Origin of the sequence: Pseudoalteromonas sp. TB51 (assembly GCF_000498055.1) — a bacterium.
GTDB lineage: Bacteria > Pseudomonadota > Gammaproteobacteria > Enterobacterales > Alteromonadaceae > Pseudoalteromonas > Pseudoalteromonas atlantica.
Window position 1 is genome coordinate 1 of sequence record NZ_AUTO01000161.1, and the last position, 18652, is coordinate 18652.

16 protein-coding genes are annotated in these 18652 nt (G+C 41.0%); 8 read left to right on the forward strand and 8 right to left on the reverse strand.

Annotated features, from left to right (window positions below):
• A partial coding sequence (locus L650_RS0108385; protein WP_029772826.1) for an amino acid permease occupies positions 1-1041 on the forward strand: 1041 nt, incomplete at its 5' end.
• Between the two features lie 1208 nt (positions 1042-2249).
• On the opposite strand, the gene L650_RS0108395 is transcribed toward L650_RS0108385, so the two are convergent.
• From L650_RS0108395 to L650_RS0108405, 3 genes are all read right to left on the reverse strand, one after another.
• Positions 2250-3749, reverse strand: coding sequence for a T6SS phospholipase effector Tle1-like catalytic domain-containing protein (locus L650_RS0108395; protein WP_029772827.1), 1500 nt, complete (start codon positions 3747-3749; stop codon positions 2250-2252).
• 111 nt (positions 3750-3860) lie between these two features.
• Positions 3861-5951 (reverse strand): hypothetical protein, encoded by a 2091-nt coding sequence (locus L650_RS0108400; protein WP_029772828.1) that lies wholly within the window; start codon positions 5949-5951, stop codon positions 3861-3863.
• A 135-nt stretch (positions 5952-6086) separates the two neighbouring features.
• Entirely contained in the window at positions 6087-7391 is a 1305-nt protein-coding gene (locus L650_RS0108405; protein WP_029772829.1) for an NAD(P)/FAD-dependent oxidoreductase, read from the reverse strand.
• 503 nt (positions 7392-7894) lie between these two features.
• Between L650_RS0108405 and L650_RS0108415 the strand changes: the two genes are divergently transcribed.
• Positions 7895-9823 (forward strand): ATP-dependent DNA helicase RecQ, encoded by a 1929-nt coding sequence (locus L650_RS0108415; protein ID WP_029772830.1) that lies wholly within the window; start codon positions 7895-7897, stop codon positions 9821-9823.
• A gap of 45 nt (positions 9824-9868) precedes the next feature.
• Positions 9869-10177, forward strand: a complete 309-nt coding sequence (locus tag L650_RS0108425) for a YkgJ family cysteine cluster protein (protein WP_004586962.1) — start codon at positions 9869-9871, stop codon at positions 10175-10177.
• A 64-nt stretch (positions 10178-10241) separates the two neighbouring features.
• Here the strand turns inward: L650_RS0108425 and L650_RS0108430 are convergent, their stop codons facing one another.
• From L650_RS0108430 to L650_RS0108440, 3 genes are all read right to left on the reverse strand, one after another.
• Entirely contained in the window at positions 10242-10859 is a 618-nt protein-coding gene (locus tag L650_RS0108430; protein WP_004586963.1) for a glutathione S-transferase family protein, read from the reverse strand.
• A 48-nt stretch (positions 10860-10907) separates the two neighbouring features.
• Positions 10908-11936, reverse strand: a complete 1029-nt coding sequence (locus L650_RS0108435) for an NADP-dependent oxidoreductase (protein WP_029772832.1) — start codon at positions 11934-11936, stop codon at positions 10908-10910.
• A 177-nt stretch (positions 11937-12113) separates the two neighbouring features.
• Positions 12114-12602: a GNAT family N-acetyltransferase gene (locus L650_RS0108440; protein ID WP_029772833.1), complete on the reverse strand. Its 489-nt coding sequence runs from the start codon at positions 12600-12602 to the stop codon at positions 12114-12116.
• A gap of 147 nt (positions 12603-12749) precedes the next feature.
• Here L650_RS0108440 and L650_RS0108445 point away from each other — a divergent pair, with 147 nt between their 5' ends.
• Entirely contained in the window at positions 12750-13955 is a 1206-nt protein-coding gene (locus L650_RS0108445) for an anhydro-N-acetylmuramic acid kinase (RefSeq protein WP_029772834.1), read from the forward strand.
• Positions 13956-13982: 27 nt separating this feature from the next.
• Here L650_RS0108445 and L650_RS0108450 read toward each other — a convergent pair whose 3' ends face one another.
• Entirely contained in the window at positions 13983-14468 is a 486-nt protein-coding gene (locus L650_RS0108450; protein ID WP_029772835.1) for a hypothetical protein, read from the reverse strand.
• Between the two features lie 731 nt (positions 14469-15199).
• Here L650_RS0108450 and L650_RS0108460 point away from each other — a divergent pair.
• The 4 genes from L650_RS0108460 (at position 15200) to L650_RS0108475 (ending at position 16990) form a co-directional block, all read left to right on the forward strand.
• Positions 15200-15460, forward strand: coding sequence for a hypothetical protein (locus tag L650_RS0108460; RefSeq protein ID WP_029772836.1), 261 nt, complete (start codon positions 15200-15202; stop codon positions 15458-15460).
• A 108-nt stretch (positions 15461-15568) separates the two neighbouring features.
• Positions 15569-15907: a hypothetical protein gene (locus L650_RS0108465; RefSeq protein ID WP_174380488.1), complete on the forward strand. Its 339-nt coding sequence runs from the start codon at positions 15569-15571 to the stop codon at positions 15905-15907.
• Positions 15908-16015: 108 nt separating this feature from the next.
• On the forward strand, positions 16016-16402 hold the full coding sequence (locus L650_RS0108470) for a hypothetical protein (RefSeq protein ID WP_029772838.1): 387 nt from the start codon (positions 16016-16018) through the stop codon (positions 16400-16402).
• A 102-nt stretch (positions 16403-16504) separates the two neighbouring features.
• On the forward strand, positions 16505-16990 hold the full coding sequence (locus tag L650_RS0108475; RefSeq protein WP_029772839.1) for a hypothetical protein: 486 nt from the start codon (positions 16505-16507) through the stop codon (positions 16988-16990).
• 398 nt (positions 16991-17388) lie between these two features.
• Here the strand turns inward: L650_RS0108475 and L650_RS0108480 are convergent, their stop codons facing one another.
• A complete protein-coding gene (locus L650_RS0108480) occupies positions 17389-18543 on the reverse strand; it encodes an IS110 family transposase (protein WP_029772239.1) in 1155 nt (384 codons plus the stop codon).
• Between the last annotated feature and the right edge of the window lie 109 nt (positions 18544-18652).

An 18652-nucleotide genomic window follows, 5' to 3' on the forward strand; every position in this document is an offset into this window, starting at 1 on the left:
GTTGAGGCGTTAACGGGTTTTAATGGCCCGTGGGTATATGCACTGTTTTATTTAACGTTTGTGGGTATTCATTTAGCGGGTGTGGGTGAAGCGCTAAAAGTAATGATGGTGATAAGTGGCTTAGCAGTGTTGGCTATTATTGCCACCGCCGTGGCGTTAATTGCTAATTTTGACGCGGCTAATTTATTTGATGTTGCGGTAACTAATGCCGCAGGTGCAAATGAATTTTTACCACTTGGTTGGTATGGTGTGTGGGCTGCATTGCCTTTTGCTATGTGGTTATTTTTAGCAGTAGAAGGCGTGCCGCTTGCTGCCGAAGAAGCTAAAAACCCAGCTAAAGATGTACCTAAAGGCATTATTGGCGCTATGTTATTTTTACTGTTTACCGCTTTACTTGTTGTGGTATTAGTTCCTGCTGCCGGTGGTGCAAACGCAATGGGCGCCAGTGCAGTTCCTTTAGTTGATGCGCTTAACGCCACGGGCAATACAAACTTAGCCACTGTGGTAAATATTTTAGGATTAGCGGGGCTGGTCGCGTCGTTCTTTTCGATTATTTATGGTTATAGCCGTTTAGTGTTTGCGCTTTCGCGTGCGGGCTATTTGCCGCGTTCGTTATCAATTACTACAGAGCGCAAAGTACCCGCGCGTGCGTTAATTGTACCCGCTATTTTTGGATTTATTGCCTCACTAAGTGGCGAGGGCGATTTAATGTTAGCTATGGCGGTGGTCGGTGCAACGGTTTCGTATGCGTTAATGGCGCTGAGCCATATTATGTTACGTATTAAGCAACCTAATTTAGCTCGCCCGTATAAAACGCCAGGTGGCGTGGTTACATCGGGTATTGCGTTAGTGTTATCGCTTATTGCATTAACGGGTGTGTATGCGTTTGACCCTCGTGCATTTTTATACACAGTAGTGTTATTTGTGATTGGTGCAGCTTATTACTTTGGTTATAGCGCTAAGCATTTAGTCGCTAAAAGTGCAGATGAAGAGTTTGCCATGCTTGCCGATGCTGAAGCTGACTTAGCCGCCTCAAATTAAGGGGATTAACACTAGGGTAAAAGCGATGCTTTTAAAACGCCAGCAAGCTGCGCGTCTACAAGGTAATTTACCTCGGTGTTAATTTTGTCGGTAGGCGCGAAGCTTGCTCGCGTAAAATGCTCGTTACTTCTCTAAAAGCGAAGCGCCTCTAAGCCTCTTTGTGATTGTATTGGTTTAATATTTACGCGCTATCGCTCATTATGCCAGCACGCTGAGGGTCTACAAGGTAAGGTATAGCTCCGGTGTTAATGTTAACATTGTGGGCACCAAGCTTGTTCAGGGTTGATGTACAGCTTTTCATTAATTGTAAATTAAATACCACCACCGAGGACACAGAGGCGCTTCGCGCTGCACAGAGAAAACACGGGGATTGGTTAATCGCTTCTTCTGCTCTTCTTCACTTCTCGGTGGTGACATAATCACTTTTAAACAAAAGCAATGTGCGCCTAAAAACTATGAACTAACCACGTAGCAGGAGCTTACCTCGCGTTTGGTATTGAATTTTTTCGCGGCATAAAGCCGCTGCTACTCATTAATTCAACCACAGAAGCCACAGAGGCGCTTTGCGCTACACAGAGAAAACACGGTGATTGGTGAGCAATTTCTCCTGCTCTTCTCCTTCACTTCTCGGTGGTGACATAATCACTTTTAAACAAAAGCAATGTGCGCCTAAAAACTATGAACTAACCACGTAGCAGGAGCTTACCTCGCGTTTGGTATTAAATTTTTTCGCGGCATAAAGCCGCTGCTACTCATTAATTCAACCACAGACGGGGATTGGTTAATCACTTCTTCTGTTCTTCTCGGTGGTTAATTTGGCTTGTAAGCGCGAAGCTTGTTCATACGAAAGGTAAAGCATCTCATTATTCAAACGATGTTGTATTGCACAAAGAGAAAAAATGAGGAGAAAATGAGAAGTGAAAGCTGTAGGCGCGAAGCTTGCTCGCGTAAAATGCTCGTTACTTCTCTAAAAGCGAAGCGTCTCTAAACCTCTTTGTGATTTATTGATCTTTAATACAAAAATGCACAAAGAGAAGAGAAAGAGGAGTAAACGAGAAGTGAAACTTGTAGGCGCGAAGCTTGCTCGCGCGAGATGCAAGTTACTTCTCTAGGTGTTCTCCTTCGCTTCTCGGTGGTGAAACAATCACTTTATACCTCGGTTAAAGCATTGTTTTTAAACGCCAGCAAACTGCTCGTCTACAGCCCATTTAACTTATGCGGGTTACTTTTACTTTTATTTTCCCTGCATTGGCGCCGTAAAATCGGCTTAAGTCATTGGCAAAGGGGCTAAATTCACCGGATTTAGTAATAGTTACTGTAGCGCCACTGGCTATTTCAAATAAATATTCGTCGCTATTGTTAATTGCGCCAACCAAAGAGAACCACTGCGCTCTTGGAAGTCGTCTAAATGGTTCAAGCAATGCCATGGGGATTTCTTTAACCCCTAATTGCACATTATCGCGGTGCCAGCCGCTTGCAGTGCATTTTATGCCGTCGTCATACCAAAATTGATTGGGGTAGGGTTCAAACTGATAAGTTGCGCCTTCAACTAACATAAGCCCGGTATTGTTATGTGCCTCGCTGGCAAACACCATTACATCTTGGCTTTGCGAAACTTGTAATACACTCATGTTTTGGTTTTCAAGGGCAATGTGTTGGCTTAAACCAGTAAAGCTTAATGTGCTGTTATCGTTATACCTAATTTTGTAACGCAGGTTTTTAAGCGATTCTGGGCGATAACTAGTTAGTTTATTAATTCGTGTAGCTACGCTTTGATGTATATGTGGTTCTAGGTTGCTGGCTTCGTTATCAATAAGCGCATAGCATTCCCTATCCACCAATTTAAAAAAGGGATTAAACCAAAAGTAATTTTGCTGATGGCTTAAAGCCAGAGGATCGGGCGTTACGGTTACATCGTCTTGGTCAACTAATTTACTGCCAGGCAATAAGGTTTCGTAGTCAATGTCGTGGCTGGTTAATAAGCTAATATTAAGTGGTTGCTCAATTAACCATTCAAGCGCATAGCGCAGGCAAATATCAGCTAGGCCATCGCGGTAATAACCGCCGCCAATATCTGAATGCGCCCCTGCAAACCAAAGCTCGGTAATATTATTTTGATGGTTCATTAGGGTGGGTTCAAACGCACGGCGTTTTTCATCAAGTGCTACGCAGTGCAGTGCCTGCGAAATATTATTAGCAATGGTGTGGTTTTCAAATATTACATGCTCGGCACCGCGCGTTGCTTTACTGACTTTTGATAAACCTATTGAGGCCACGGTATCAAATACACATACGTAAACATTATCGTTAATTAAAGGCTCTAGGATTTTTGCAAAACGCCGAGCGAGTGCGCCGCCTCGGCTAAAGCCGGTAAGTAAAAGGGTATCGCCGAGTTGGTAATGCGCTTTAAAATCACTCATGGCTTGATTTAAAATACTGGCAACATCGTCACCACGTGGCGCTAAAGTTTGGTTTAAAATACGTTTTAAGCGGCTACCTTTAGTGCCAATACCTTGATAATAAAAACTAAGTTGGTTTGTAAATGGGGTGGTGGGGGAGTCATCGAGTTTGCCGCCTAATAATAAATGCAGCTTAAGAATATTAGAAATACTACTGTCTTCTTTAAAATGGTCTGAGCTAAATTGCTCTGCATCGCGAGGCTCGCCCCCAGTACCATCAAAATTAAAAATTAGCGTTTTACCCGTCATAGCCCTAATCCTTTAATTGTTTTAAATACTCTACACAGGCAATGTTAAATATTAAAGACATTAATTTTTCAAATAGCACGCTAAGAGGCGTTAGCGTGCTTAGCGGGTTATTTAGTGATTATCAAATATATAATGATTTAGCTCTGTGCCCTGGGCAGGCTTAAGCGCTGGGTTTAGCTGAATTAACTGCTGATAAACCTCAGGGTAAAACATTTTTAATCGTGCTACGCGGGCTAAGTGGTTTGGCTCAAATTTTTCCACAAGCTGCAAAGCTAAAGGAATCATTGGGCTTAACTCCCCTTTGGTGTAACTTTGCTCTAGTGCTAAGTCGAGTATATCTACGCCAAGCTTACTGGGATCAGCCGGTATTTTATTATCAATTAAAAACTGTACTGCCTCAGAAGAAGACGATGCAGCTTGTGTATAAACGTCGCGCCCATGTATATCGGTAATCGAAAAATCAAAACCCGCCTGTGCGAGTGCTTGCCAATGATTTAGCGAAAAGCGGCTTAATCGTGTTAACTCACGCGGTGGCTTAGGGTTTATGCGGTTTTGCCAAGTAGTGATTAAATCATCAGGGTTTAAGAGTAATAAAGAAAAAAGCGTATCGGTTTCGGCTTGAGTTAATACCGTGCTGAGGCTGTATTCATAAGCTTTTTGATATTCTTTCTTAGATAAATATTCGTTAAATGTGCTTTGGCTTCTATCGTTTGAAAGCTGGTTACTCAGACTACTCCACCAATAATTGACTAAAACAGGGTCTATATCGTGCAAAACACGTACAAAGTTAGATCCGTGCTTATTTTTAACCTGTTGAACTTTGTCATAAGCTTGCATTACTGTGTGCAGCTGCTCTGTATCTTTTAACTGTTGTTGTAACAGCTCACAGTTTTGCCTTTTATTGTTTAGCTGCGCTTTTTGCTGCTTTAAATCTACTAAAAAAAGGGCAACATCAGAATTATCAGGCTCAGTTATTTGGGGTAACGCGCTATTGTTAATTTTACCAATAGGGCTAAAGTAAGCGTATTGCGCTGGGTTGTCCTGCTTATTAATATAGGCCCCTTGCTGGTAAATAAAGTCATTTACAAAAAATACCCCTTTGCTATTTAGGTCTTCATTCGCATTGCCGCTATGTGCTTTGTAACCACGCTTTTTAAGATAATCTAAAAGCTGGGTGTGCTTAGTATCTAATGGGGCTAGGGTTAAGTTACCGCTTTTAGGCAGGTTTACAATAGCCACGTCTAAACCTGTAAATAGGCCTGGCTCGTTGGTTGGTGTAACGCCTTTTGTTTGCAGTGCTTTTACAAGAGGTAAATTAAATTTACTGACCGCAATATCGGCTAAGTTATATAAAACAGTGTTTTTTTCGTATAACGGCATGGCATCTAGCACGGGAACTTGCTGTAAAAGCGCAATAATATACTCATTAGGAATATCGTTTTTTATAGCGGTAGCCACTTCATTCACTGTAAATTGGTTAGATGAAATAGCCTGCTCAAACTCTTTTGGCGTAAATTTATTTGCATTAAGCACAAACAATGTAGCCGGAGAAATAACCTCACTGCCTTCAAGTTTAAGAAACGTTTTAGAGTAAGTGGTAAATGTATCGGTGTTGCTTAATAAAGCGTAAAGCGTTTCTTTTTGTACATTTTCATCAAGGGGTACACTCAGAGTAAGTCCTGGAGGGTTATGCTTATTATCTCCAAGCTGTTGAATCATTTCCTTTACTTTATCATTGGTGAAGCCCTTAATTGCCTCAATACCTTGCCAATTAGCTAACTCGTTTAAAGAGCTAGTAATGTTAAGTTGCTGCTTTTGCTCTGCAATAATGGCATCTTTTAAAAGGGCAATGTATGTACGCTGATTGATTTTTGATAAATCTGTATACTTTAAAAGCGTGGATACCGATGTCCCTTTTTTAAGTTCACTTACAAAAAATGAAACAAGCGATTGATTCAATGTTTGTACTTTATTGCTTTGTTGTTGTGACTGATCTCTACACAGGCTAATCTGTTTTTTTAGTTTATTTACTACCTGTAGCGGTGAGTCCTCATTTGGCTGCTTTTTATTAACTACGCTGGTCTCAGAGGTGGCTGGTTTCACTTGATCTGCTTGCTCTACAGCTACAGAGTGCGGTTGAGTTTGAAAAAAATAAACAGCTAAAGCAGTGATTATTACAATCCCAAAAAGTATTTTTTTCATTAGCGTCAATCCCTTGAATTACAATTACATCTAACTGCATGGTACTATTTTAGATACGCATAATGCAAAAAAGCTTTAAAGGATAACTTACATTACCTATTAAAGCTTTTTGACTATTTAGCTGCTGTTTATGTTCTAGTGCAATTTCATTTTAGGGCGTACTACGCGCAGTACTTTTTCGCTTATCCATAATGCAAAGGTTTTTGCGCTGCCGTGTATGGCGCGCTGGTGCATGCGATACAGTGATATATACATAAAGCGAGCAATTTTACCTTCTATAAAAAAGGTATTGCTGGTTAAATTACCCATTAAATTACCTACCGTACTGTAGCGCGATAAGTTAACGAGAGAGCCATGGTCGCTATATTTAAAGCCGCATAATGGCTGTTGTTTTAACGTGGCAATGAGGTTTTTTTCTACACATAGCGCCATTTGATGCGCCGATTGCGCACGCGGTGGAACGAGCTTTCCGTCTTCTTGGGTAAAGGCGCAGCAATCACCAATAACAAAAATGCTCTCATCTACGGTGCTTTGTAAAAACTCGTTTACTTGAATTTGGTTACTGCGGGTAAGATCGAAAATACCTAAATCTTTAATAAAATCTGGCGCTTTTACACCTGCAGCCCATACCATTATATCGGCGTCTATGTGTTCTTCGTCTTTTGTTATAAACCCTTGTTCGGTGGCTTCTTTTACCAGTGTTTGCTCTCGTACGTTTACGCCGAGTTTTAATAACTCGCGCTTTGCGCTATCGGCTATGCGCTCGGGTAGGGCGGGCAAAATACGGGGCCCCGCTTCTATTAAATGAATATGTAAACGCTTAGACGACATATTTGTAAGGCCGTAAAGCTTTAATAATTCAGATACATGGTAAAGCTCTGCCGAGAGCTCAACGCCGGTTGCGCCGCCGCCCACAATGGCAATATTTAATGATTGCTGTTGGTTGTCGTCTTGGTGAAGGCGAGTAAAGCTGTCGAGTAGAGAATGCTGAAAACGCTCAGCTTGCTGGTTTGAGTCTAAAAAGTAGCAATGATCTTTTATGCCTGGGGTATTAAAGTCGTTGCTTACGCTGCCAATGGCAATAACAAGGTGGTCGTAGCGTACGCTGCGCTGTGGCAAAATAGTGTGGCCTAGCTCATCAAGATGCGGTGCAAGGGTAATGGTTTTATTGCTTTGGTCTATATCGCAAAATGTACCAAGCTGAAAATTATAATGATGTTTTGCAGCGTGGGCTGAATACACAACGCCATCTAAATCGGGGTCAATAGAGCCTGTCGCTACTTCGTGTAGTAACGGCTTCCATATGTGGGTGCGGTTTTTATCGATTAAAAGAATTTCTGCTTGTTTTTTCTTCCCTAATTTATGCCCTAATTGTGTTGCCAGCTCTAGTCCGCCTGCGCCACCGCCAATAACGACGATTTTAGGTTTAGTTATATTCATAGCAATGCCCTTAAAAAATAATATACCCAAATAATCTGCTTATAACGCTTATAAAAAATCACTTGGGTATACAAAATTAGCTTGGCTGTTAGCACCATTGAGCATCTGCTGCGTATTTTGCGCCTAAATAAAACATATGTCAGCAATTGATAAGCTTATTTGTTGTATACTAAGGTCTAAATTGCCTCAGTATGAAAAATTTAGCGCTTTACAGGCCCCTAATATAAAGGCGTTACTTTACATAAAAGGCAGCTTGCTTCTAATAGGGCATAACGCAGATATTAAATGCTTTTAAGTATTTTAATCTATTGATTTAAGGTGGGTTTTAGTGCTTTGTGGATTGTTGCAATAAAGCCGCTAATACTTGCAATCTATGCTTTATCTAAATTGCTTTTAATGCCAACAGACACTCTTATATTGAGATGCTTTGGGGTATATGCAAATATTTCATTTACGTTGCACTTTTGCTGTTAAAGCCTATTCCCTAGCCAAAAAGGATATTTATGACCACGCCATTAATTAAATCACTTGAGCAGCATTTTGGTTTTAGCCAATTTAGAGCAGGGCAACAGCAAACCATTGAGCAGCTTTTAAATGGGCAATCGTCACTGGCTATATTTCCTACGGGGTCGGGTAAGTCGTTGTGTTATCAGCTAACAGCTATACATTTACCAAACTTAACCTTGGTGGTGTCGCCTTTACTTGCATTGATGAAAGATCAAATTAGCTTTTTAAATAGCAAAGGTATTTACGCGGCAAGCCTTGATTCGAGCCAAGACCAAATGCAAAGCAGCACCGTAATGAACGATGTGCGAAATGGTAAAATTAAAGTATTAATGGTGTCGGTTGAGCGTTTTAAAAACGAGCGTTTTAGAGAGTTTATAAGCCAAGTGGCGCTGTCTATGCTGGTGGTAGACGAAGCGCACTGTATATCTGAATGGGGCCATAACTTTAGACCCGACTACCTTAAACTACCGCGATACCGCGAAGAGCTAAATATTCCACTGGTACTATTACTCACCGCCACAGCCACTAAAAAAGTAAAACGCGACATGAGCGAGCGTTTTAATATTGCCCCAGAGTGCATTGTACAAACCGGCTTTTACCGCGCTAACCTCGATTTAAGTGTGCTAAGTGTAAAAACGGCTGATAAAAACACTGAGCTTACAAACATAGTGCGTGCGCAAAATGGCCCAGGTATTGTTTATGTAACGCTTCAGCAAAGTGCCGAGCAAGTGGCTAATACGCTAAGTGCGCAAGGTATTCAAGCGGTTGCGTATCATGCAGGGCTTGAAGATACACTAAGGTGGCAAATTCAAGATGATTTTATGGCGGGTAAAATTAACGTTGTTGTGGCAACAATAGCCTTTGGTATGGGCGTTGATAAATCAGATATTCGCTTTGTTATTCATTACGATTTACCAAAATCAATTGAAAACTACAGCCAAGAAATTGGCCGCGCAGGGCGCGATGGCAACCCATCAAACTGTTACACCTTGGCTAATTTAGATGGCCTAAACACAGTAGAAAACTTTGTGTATGGCGACACCCCTGAGCTTAGCGGCATTGAATACGTAATTAACGATATTAAATCGCAGCCGCAGCAATGGGAAATGCAGGAGTACAGCTTATCGAGCGAAAGTAACATTCGCCAATTAGCGCTTAAAACCTTGCTGGTACAATTAGAAATGCAAGGTGCAATAACGCCGCAGTACGCCTATTACGCCGATTTTAAATACAAGTTTTTGGTTGATAAAAACGAGCTACTTAGCCAGTTTGACGACCAGCGCCAAGCCTTTTTAACGCAAATATTTAGCCACACCGATTTTAAAAAAATATGGGGCACGCTTAATTTCGACACCCTTACCCAAGCCGCCCAAGTTGACCGTAAACGCGTAGTGGCAGCGCTTGACTACTTAGCCGAAAAAAACCTAGTAACCCTTGAAACCAAACGTATTACCCAAGTTTACAAAGTGCATAGTGAGGTTATAAATAACCCTGAACTTGCAAAACAATTACACAGTTATTTTATCGAAAAAGAACAAGCTGAGATTAAACGTATAGCTGCATTGGTACGCTTTTTTGAGCTACAAAGTTGCTTAAGCTATAACTTGGCGCGCTATTTTGACGACCAAAATGCGCCAGTGCAATGCGGGCATTGCAGTGTATGCCGTGGTAATGCTGTAAAACTTGAGTATTCAATAGAGCCTGCTCACATTGCCGATGACGTTGTTTATCAAAAAGTGGATGAGTTTTTAGCGCACATGGCAACAAAAGGTATTCACAGTGTAGGTATTGAAACTCAGTGCCGCTTTTTAGCGGGCATGAGCGTGCCATTATTTGCACGTAATAAAGTGCGCCAACTGAGTGGTTTTGCGCTTTGTGAGCAGATGCGTTACAGCGATATAAAAGCAAAACTACTAGCGCGTTAAATTAGTTACTGTATCCTAGTGGCTTATTAAAAAAAGTAAGTCACTATGCCTAATACTGTTATTCCAAGTAAAACTATTTCCTCTACACCTGAGCCCGTAACCTGCGCTAATTGCCAGGCATGTTGCTGCCAATTAGAAGTGCGCATAGTGACCGACACCGGCGTGCCTTTTCAGTACATTGATTACGACAAATGGGGCAGCGAAGTAATGAAACGCGCAGACGACGGCTGGTGCCAAGCACTCGACCGCAATACCCTAATGTGTACTATTTACGAAAACCGCCCACTTACGTGCCGCGAGTTTGAAATGGCCTCAAACGAGTGTATTACAGAGCGCGAAATAGCGGGTATTTAATAAAAACATATGCACTAAAAAAGGGGCTTAAAAGCCCCTTTGGTTTATCTGTGTTTTGTACTAATTAATCGTATTTAGCTTCTAACTCATTAGCTGTATGAAACTTCTCGTGGCTTTGTAATTGCTCATCGTACTTTACAAGGTGTTTAAAGTGGGCAAGCTGGCCCGAGTTTTTAACTATTTCTACAATAAACGACATCATAATATCGGCACCGGTTAACGTGTCGCCGACTAAATAACGTTTACCTTGGAGTCGGTCGTTAAAGTAGCTAATTACTTTTACGGTTTCTGCATCGGCGTAATTTTCTAAAAACTCTGTTTTAGCGCCATCTTTTAAAACAAACATTTTAAGCAGTAGCGGCAAAATAGCTGAGCTTTCGGCAAAGTGAAGCCATTGTTGATATTCAACATATTCGGCAGTGCCGGCTTTTGGTGCAAATTTACCGTTACCGTATTTAGTAATTAAATAATCGGTGATCGCGCCAGATTCGGTAACAATTAAGCCATCGTCCTCAATCACTGGTGACTTACCTAATTGGTGTACTTTTTTAAGTTCGTCAGGCGCTAAAAAGGTCTCTGTGTTGCGCTGGTAGGCAACAATTTCGTAATCAACATCAAGCTCTTCTAAAAGCCAAATAATACGTTTTGAGCGCGATTTATTTAAATGGTGTAGTTTAATCATGTCAGTCCTTGTTGGCGTTACTGCATGTGCAGTAACGCTTTGTAAAATTTAAAGTGGCTCGTTAATCTTAACAACGGTTTTACCAAAGTTTTTACCGTTTAGCATATCGTTGAATGCGCTAATGGTGTTTTCAATACCTTCTACCATGTGTTCGCGGTATTGTACTTTGCCATCTTGTAGCCATTTTTGCATGTCTTGTGCAAATTCGTCGTAGCGGTGGCCGTAGTCGTCAAAAATTATAAAGCCTTGCATTTTAATACGTTTAGTAAGCAACTGCCCCATTAGCATACCCATACGATCAGGACCATCTGGAAGGCTGGTAGAATTATATTGCGATACTAAACCACACAGTGGCACACGGGCTGCGGTATTAAGTAGAGGTAATACGGCATCAAACACTTTACCGCCCACATTTTCGTAATAAACATCTATGCCGTTATCACAGGCTTTTTCTAGCTGCTCTGCAAAGTCATCGGCTTTGTGATCAATACAGGCATCGAAGCCCAGCTTTTCAACGGCATGTGTACACTTTTCGCTGCCACCAGCAACGCCTACCACTTTACAGCCTTTAATTTTAGCTATTTGGCCAACGGTTGCGCCAACAGGCCCTGTTGCAGCAGCTACTACAACGGTTTCGCCTTCTTTAGGTGCGCCAATATCAAGTAAGCCCATGTAGGCTGTAAAGCCTGGCATACCCATAATACCGAGTGCGTAAGATGGGTTTTCTGGGTCTTTACCTAATTGCATAAGGCCTTCGCCGTTAGTAATGGCGTAATCTTGCCAACCGGTGTAAGCAAGTACCCATTCGCCTTCGCTGAATTTATCGTTTTTAGACTCTTCTACTTGGCATACGGTAGCGCCTACCATTACATCGCCCACATTAACCGGATCGGCATACGACTTTGCATCGCTCATGCGGCCACGCATGTATGGGTCAAGTGATAGGTAAATAGTGCGCAGCAGCACCTCGCCATCTTTAAGCGCTGGTAAATCTACTGTTTTAAGTTCAAAGTTTTCATCGGTAGGGGCACCGTGCGGGCGTGATGCTAAAGTAAGTTGACGACTAGTTGCAGACATAAAAATCTCCTCTTAAGAGTGAATTTACTTAGCGAATGTTTACGCGTTTAAAACCAGGTTGAGCCTAAACAATAATGCGCGCTAAGTTATACGAAAATAAAAATTTGTACCTTAATACACGAGCTTTGGGCGCGAGGCTGGTAATTCAAGCTTTGCAGAGTATTTATTCTAAACGGTTTATTTTAGCTTGCTAAAAATATGGCTATCGTAAAACACACCATTTTTATAAATGGCCTGTTTGAGAACGGCTTCAGCTTTAAAGCCGCATTTAGTGAGTGCCTTTACAGAGCCTGTATTGCCAGCAAATACAGCGCCAAAAATTCTATTTAGGTTTGAGCTTTTAAATGCGTCATCGCAAATTTGCGAAATAGCATGAGTCATTACTCCTTGCCCCCAAAAGTGGCTATTAAGCCAATAGCCTATTTCGCCACTGCGGCTATATTCAAATTCTCCGGGGGTGATACCAATACACCCCGCAAATTGCTCATCTACAACAATGGCCTTAACTATTCCACTTTTAGAGCCTTGGTTTATCCACCAGTCGGCGTCGGCTTGAGTATACGGAAATGGAATTTTAGAGGATAAAAAGCGCGTAACCTGTTCATCATTTAAGGTATTAATAATGTGTGGCGCGTCTTTTGGTTTAAAGTCTCTTAGGGTGATCATTGTTTTAATTAAGTGTCTGTTGCATACGGGTCAACTTAGCAAGCAATTAGAGATTGCACAATCACAAAGATTAACCGTTTACGGCTATAACTTTGTTTTAAAGTACTCTAATATAAGCAAAATATGATACCTGTTTAAGATACCTTTATGCACCCACATATAGCCGCCCTTTATAATAGTGCCCAAAAGCCAAGCCGTTTAATTATAGGTTTAATGAGCGGGACCTCGTTAGATGGGCTCGATGTAGCACTGTGTAAGGTAACGGGCGCAGGTATAAATACGCAAATTGAAGTGCTTAACTTTACCACCGTTGACTATAACAACGAGTATAAAAGCAAAATAAAGCAGGTATTTGCCAAACGAGAGTGTGACTTAGAACTTGTTACCTTACTGCATCCATGGGTGGGTAAACTCCATGGCGATATGGTTAATCAGTGCTTACATACTTGGCAGGTAAATCCAGCAAGTATTGATGTAATAGCCAGTCATGGGCAAACAATTTACCACTGCCCACAGTCGCAGCATAATCATAAAAGCTTTACTAATGGCACATTACAAATTGGCGACAGCGACCAAATAGCCGTTACTACCGGCATTACAACGATTGGTGACTTTAGGCAAAAACACATAGCCGCAGGAGGGGAAGGTGCACCGCTTGCGGTATATGGCGATTACTTATTTTTTGCAAACCACAATGAGAACCGCATTTTATTAAACATGGGGGGTATTGCTAATTTAACGTTTTTACCTAAAAGCGGTGATGCAAATAGCGTATTTAGTAGCGACATAGGCCCAGGTAACACCATTATGGATGCGTACGTACAGCAGAATTTTAAAGGCATTCACTTTGATGATGGCGCTAAAATAGCTAAAGCTGGCAAGGTTAATTCACTCTTATTAAATGCATTGTGTAGCAACACTTTTTTTGAGCTTGCGCTGCCTAAAACAACAGGGCCTGAAGTATTTAATTTAGCGTATTTGCATGGAGCTCAGCTGCAAACAAATACACAGCACTTAAGCCATGAAGATGTAATGGCAACTTTAAATATGTTTAGCGCAAGGGTAATTGCAAATGCGTTAAACGAATGCGCGCAAAGTGCTAAAGAGTGTGTGGTGTACGCAAGTGGTGGCGGTATTCATAACCCATTATTAATGGCGCACCTTAATGCGCTGTGCCCGACTATTAAAGCGTTCAAAAAGACTGATGATTTAGGCATAAACCCCGATGCCAAGGAAGCCGTACTATTTGCCATTTTAGCCAACGAATGCCTAGCAGGTGAGCAACAGCACCTAAATAATACTGCGCAGGGTATTGCTGGGGTCACTATGGGTAAAGTGAGTTTTGCTGATTAAGTTTTTATAAATTTGTATACCAACACATTAAAAAAACGAAAATAAACTTGAGCTCATATTCCGAAAGTATTTTTTAACGCCGTGTGGCTTAGTTTGGCTTTTAAGGGCTTGCTGATTTTTATAACCAGCCTCAAACGCATTTACTTGCATATCAAACTGTAAACTATTTTTTAAAGTGGCATTTAAGCCATGCAGCATCAATTGCATTACTAAGCAGTGGCTTTGGGTAATTTTACTTAATGTTAAATACACATAACCACGCTCTAAGTCGGCGTTAGTGAGTACTTTTTCAGTAAAGTATTGCGCATCACGGGCACTGGGATACGTTGCGCTCAGCGAAATAATATCGTTATCGTGGGCGTCGTCAGGCAATACGCATTGCAGCGTTATTTCATGCATAGCACTGGCTTGCAAGGTTAACTGCTCGTATTCCATTGTGTGGCCCATAGCCGCAGAGAGAGGATCTTCAAACGATTGTAACGCAAATGTGAGTTGCGTCATTGGTGTGCTCATTTACTTCAACTTCTAGATTATAAAAAATACAGTTCGAGTTTAAATTATCACCTATTTTGATTGCAGTTTTATGACAAATTGCACTTAATCGGATAATCGCTGTATTTTGATCAAAAAAGATCGCTATATGTTCTTTCTCATTCAACTTTGGAATAGTTTGTCACACATCTGGAATAAAGAGCCTTACGTGGCAAGGCTTGTAGGGATGGTGCTGTCGTTCCTTATTTGGGTTTTCCTCATAGGCTTCTCTTCATAGGGAATAGAATTTGGTTTTTTAGGCTTTACCTAATCAAAGGATTAAATAGAGATTCCAAATTAATATTCCATACTTTATTTTTCTTGATTTAATACGGTATGGATAGCGTTTATTGTTTAAACTCGTACTAAAAGAATGTTCTGAAAGCTAAGCTATCTGATGTTAAAAATGTAGTAAGGCGTTTATCAGTGATAACCGCTCATTGAGATTGGCTAAATATCGTCGTTAATTGATTGGTTAAACTGCACTTTGCGCATATATTCATGAAAATGAGCGCTGCGCGCAAATTGGATTATTTAAGTTTACCTAAAAACTTTAGAAAACTTAGTGATAGTAATACCTTAGGTAATTTGTTAAAACTATATAAAGTAGATAAGTGAGCGTTAAGTCGGCAGAAATATGCGCGATGAGCGCACTATTAAATTGTTATATGCCTAGTTTGGCTTCATAGGTCTATTTTTAAAAGGGAGTGGTTTTGGATATTTATCATGGCGATGTTGTATCTGCGATTTTTTTGATTTTAGGGATGATTGTACTCTTTAAGAAAAAAATTAATTTGACTCTATCAGCAGGTACTTCAGGGACTAACACCTTTGTGATTGAAAATAGTAAATATACGAAAAGCAAAGATGTAGAGTTAATTGGTTTTCCCAAGGCTTTGCTTGGTATTTTACTAATTGTTGTTGGCGCTTTGATAGCGCACTACTTCAAAGGAGATTTGCTATTTTCGATCTAAACGGCTGGTTTAAGCTTCTGAGTAGTGGATATAACAAATCCATGAACCGGATTTTAGCAAGAGCGGCCAAAACCGGTTATGGAAAGTGTTATAAGCCAGTGTAAGCCCATGGAAATAATCATTTTTACAATTGGCGCTGCCATCTATTTGGTTGCCATAAACTTGCTAGTTAAAGGTCACAAAATGTTAAACCTTCGCTTCGGTTGGCCAAGACCAGCAGGGTTAACTAACAACGCAATTTGCTATCTCATTTTTGCTGTATTTATCGGCGTGGTTATTCCGTTTGCCTTCTTTTTCCCATTATGGCTCAACACACTCGCGCCCGTACTTCAGCCAACTCAAACAAACAGGGCCATTCTAATATTAATCGGTGGTTTTGTTCTTTCCGTTGCAATGTGGTTAAACTATAAAAAGACTAAGCAAGGCAGTTTTAACAATGGCTTATAACAAACAAATTATGTCACTCGCTGCCGCTCGCTGGGACGCAAACACGTGCGCGGCTTCGCCATTATTGCACACGTGTTTGCGCCCCATATTTGGAAGTTAGGTAACTAAATGAAAACTGAGCTTGATATACACAATTATCAAAAATGGTTTCTCGAAAACTTTCAGTATAGGGACAGACTATTAACTCTTACTGTTGAAGAAATGCTCCCTAAAGAAGAGCAGTTACGAGAGCCGCAACGTTATTTAGTTATATTCACTTTTACTGTAATGTTTCAAGTTTATGATGAATGTGATCACAGGAATGACTTCCATGCTGATCGGCAAGAAGGTGTTCTAGCTAAGTACAATGCGTCACGTTTATTGGAGCACGCTAAGTCAGATACAATTGTTTTTGATACTGCAGTTGGAACACTTGAACATTGGTCGTTAATGACAACCAACGAATTCGTACATGTTTTAACTAATCAACCACCTAAAGTGATAAACGTTACCTAACAAACGCTTTAACCAAAGGACGCAAAACAGCAGGCTTGCGCTCCTCCGTCGCTAATTTTAGCCTGCTATTTTGCGCCGGTTAAGCGAGGCGTTAGAGGCACTATGAAGTTAGCAACCATTTTTCTAGCCCTATTCTTGCTATCAGGATGTGGTACAGAAGGTGTTGATATGGAAATCAGTGATGTTGATGACTGGTTTAAGGTAAATGAAACTGAAATAACTTCTATCGTTGAATTATTTAAGAGCGACAAATGTTTACGTAGAGTTGAACTCGGCTCAATGAAATATATCAGTCAAAACTGTGAAAACAGTTCGTCTCAAGAAACCAAAATAAAAGAAATACAAAGTAAGATAACAAGCCTTGGTGTTGTTCTAGCTGTTGCGCATACATTCGATGATGGAAATTTTGTTGCGAGTATATTGATAAACAGGAGAGGTATTGCAGTATCTGGTGGAGGTCTTGAAATTAGTTACTGGGAAAAATTTCCTGTTTATTTAAATGATGAACTCGAGTGTGGTGCAATTGAAGCTCTCTACAAAGAAAAGTGGTACGCAGAGATTTTAAGCTCTGAAGATCCGTGCCTCTAACAAGTCAATTCAGCGGGACAAAAAACAGTTGGTTTTGCTCCTGCGTCGCTAATTTTAACCAACTATTTTTTGCCTTTGATTGTGGCGTTGGTATGACTCCCACTGTCAAGTTAAACGCACTGATCCCTGCCTAACTTTTTAAGCCATAATTACTTTAGCTCGAATTAGAGCGAGTTAATACATAGGATGAAGCAAGTAATGTCGTCGGTTATCTTGCTGATATTCGTTGGTTATTACTATTTCTAGTAACAGAGCAGACCTTACTTATTTCGTCGTGGCACCTGTCTTCAGTCTATGTTCGTGGTTCAATGCAGCGTTAGCTGCACTGCCATCCTAACGCCGTCGGTGGTTGTGCCACACCCGATGCTTGATCCCATGCATTAACTCTAATACGTTTATCATGCGGGTACTCTTGCCAATCTAAGTTTTGTATTCACTGGCGTAAGCACCACTTCTTTTGCAATAGCCCATATGTACGCAATCATTTCTCGGGCAATGGCGGTAACAACCAGATTGTAGTGTTTCCCTTTGGCTATCATTTTTTTATAGCGTTTGCAGAGCCTAATCTGTGCTTTCCACGCAATATCAATAATGTCCTTTGGTAAGCCTTCTTGTCGTTTTTGCATATCTGTTGATATATTTGCCGCATACCGATAAGTGTGTGCACCTTCCACAAGAAGGCGTCTTGCTCGGCCATTTCCGCATTTTGTGATGGCGCCAATATGGCGTTTGCCACCACTCGAGTGTTCACTGGGTACAAGACCGAGATAACTCATTAATTTACGGGGATGGTCGAAACGCGATAAATCGCCAAGCTCAGCAACAACGCCAGTGGCGACCAACAAACGGACACCACGCATAGCTTGTATTGCTTTGACAACAGGATAATAACGCCACTGGTGAACGTGGTGTGTTAGTTCATTGTCTAGCCGTTCAAGTCGGCTTATTCGTTCGGTAATTGTGTGTAAAAATTCTTGTAAGACGATGTGCTGAGCGGGGTGTGGCAGCACAATCTCAGTGAGCCAACGTAAATGTTTTTGTGACCAATTCGCAGTGCCTTTATAATTGATATTATTGCGAAGCAACAGCGCCTTTAATTGATATTTGGCATCTTTTAAGTCCTTCATTGCCACTTCGCGTGCACGAGATAAATCGCGTACAGCTTCATCTTCAGGCTCGGGAACATAGATAGGTGTTAAATCTTCAGACTTAAGTAATTTAGCAAGCTTAAGAGCATCACGTTTATCGGTTTTAATCTTCTCACCAGGTTTTTTAGGAATAAGAGAGGGCGCCACCACGTAACAGCAATGGCCGAGGCTGGTAATTAACCTGTAAATCCAATAACCACATGGGCCTGCTTCATAAACAAAATGAAGTGTTGCGCCAGAGTATTTCGATTCGAACTGACGAACAAGCTTTTGAACGGCCACTTTGGAAGACGAAACTCGGCCAAGATGAACAGGTTGCGCACCTCTATGTTCTTCAATATAGGCGACTTCATTGAATTCTTTATGTGTATCAAGACCGATAAAAAGTATGCTATGTTTATTCATGTTAGCCTCTGCTGTTTAGTTAATTGACAAACTAATTATGGCTCTGGCTTTGAATTAAGCTAACCCACGAAAAGCGGAGGCTAACACCGTGTGGGAGTCATTATGTCTA

Coding starts and splice junctions, on each gene's coding strand:
- L650_RS0108395 (WP_029772827.1), bottom strand. CDS start 3,749: ATGACGGGTAAAACGCTAATTTTTAATTTTGATGGTACTGGGGGCGAG.
- L650_RS0108400 (WP_029772828.1), bottom strand. CDS start 5,951: ATGAAAAAAATACTTTTTGGGATTGTAATAATCACTGCTTTAGCTGTT.
- L650_RS0108405 (WP_029772829.1), bottom strand. CDS start 7,391: ATGAATATAACTAAACCTAAAATCGTCGTTATTGGCGGTGGCGCAGGC.
- L650_RS0108415 (WP_029772830.1), top strand. CDS start 7,895: ATGACCACGCCATTAATTAAATCACTTGAGCAGCATTTTGGTTTTAGC.
- L650_RS0108425 (WP_004586962.1), top strand. CDS start 9,869: ATGCCTAATACTGTTATTCCAAGTAAAACTATTTCCTCTACACCTGAG.
- L650_RS0108430 (WP_004586963.1), bottom strand. CDS start 10,859: ATGATTAAACTACACCATTTAAATAAATCGCGCTCAAAACGTATTATT.
- L650_RS0108435 (WP_029772832.1), bottom strand. CDS start 11,936: ATGTCTGCAACTAGTCGTCAACTTACTTTAGCATCACGCCCGCACGGT.
- L650_RS0108440 (WP_029772833.1), bottom strand. CDS start 12,602: ATGATCACCCTAAGAGACTTTAAACCAAAAGACGCGCCACACATTATT.
- L650_RS0108445 (WP_029772834.1), top strand. CDS start 12,750: ATGCACCCACATATAGCCGCCCTTTATAATAGTGCCCAAAAGCCAAGC.
- L650_RS0108450 (WP_029772835.1), bottom strand. CDS start 14,468: ATGAGCACACCAATGACGCAACTCACATTTGCGTTACAATCGTTTGAA.
- L650_RS0108465 (WP_174380488.1), top strand. CDS start 15,569: ATGGAAATAATCATTTTTACAATTGGCGCTGCCATCTATTTGGTTGCC.
- L650_RS0108470 (WP_029772838.1), top strand. CDS start 16,016: ATGAAAACTGAGCTTGATATACACAATTATCAAAAATGGTTTCTCGAA.
- L650_RS0108475 (WP_029772839.1), top strand. CDS start 16,505: ATGAAGTTAGCAACCATTTTTCTAGCCCTATTCTTGCTATCAGGATGT.
- L650_RS0108480 (WP_029772239.1), bottom strand. CDS start 18,543: ATGAATAAACATAGCATACTTTTTATCGGTCTTGATACACATAAAGAA.